The following is a 556-nucleotide window of genomic DNA, read 5'->3' on the forward strand; positions in this document are numbered from 1 at the left end:
TAACGCCCAATTAAGGGGTGAGCAACGCTACCACACAACCTAAAGCATTGTACCGTAAACACTAAATTTGAAGTAGAAGAAAAATGCCAAGCGTTGGGAATCCCTCTTAAATTGTTTGTTATGTGAATTTTTACTCGTACTTTTTACCGTTGTGCTTTAACCAACCATGCGGATGTTTATTGTTAGGATCGTGGTGTGTCCAGTGCATTACACCACCCTTTTTAGTCCATTCATATTCACCGTAAAACTGAACTCGATCGCCTACTCTTAAGTTAGGGATCCTCGGCGCAAGATCGATATTGTGAGCAACAAGTAGGGTTTGTTTACTATTCAGTCTTATGATGAATTTTTGATGTCGACTTCCATCATTATCATCGGGTAACAAACGAATTACAGTGCCTACCCCCTGAACTTGAAGGTCACTTTGATGGTTTTCATATGCCTGTTTCAATTTGTGGTCATTGGCTTGCGCACCAACTGAAATCAGGCACAAAGCTGCCACAAATATTGCTAAAAACTTCTTCATATACTCAAATCCCTTGGATTCACATAACGC

1 protein-coding gene is annotated in these 556 nt (G+C 40.3%); it reads right to left on the reverse strand.

Features of this window, described 5'->3' with window-relative positions; genetic code table 11:
* Positions 1–130: 130 nt before the first annotated feature.
* Complete coding sequence (locus AACW06_RS19985; RefSeq protein ID WP_026028411.1) at positions 131–526, reverse strand: DUF3465 domain-containing protein; 396 nt, start codon at positions 524–526, stop codon at positions 131–133.
* Positions 527–556 lie beyond the last annotated feature (30 nt).

Origin of the sequence: Vibrio sp. S12_S33 (genome assembly GCF_963889785.1) — a bacterium.
GTDB lineage: Bacteria > Pseudomonadota > Gammaproteobacteria > Enterobacterales > Vibrionaceae > Vibrio > Vibrio aestuarianus.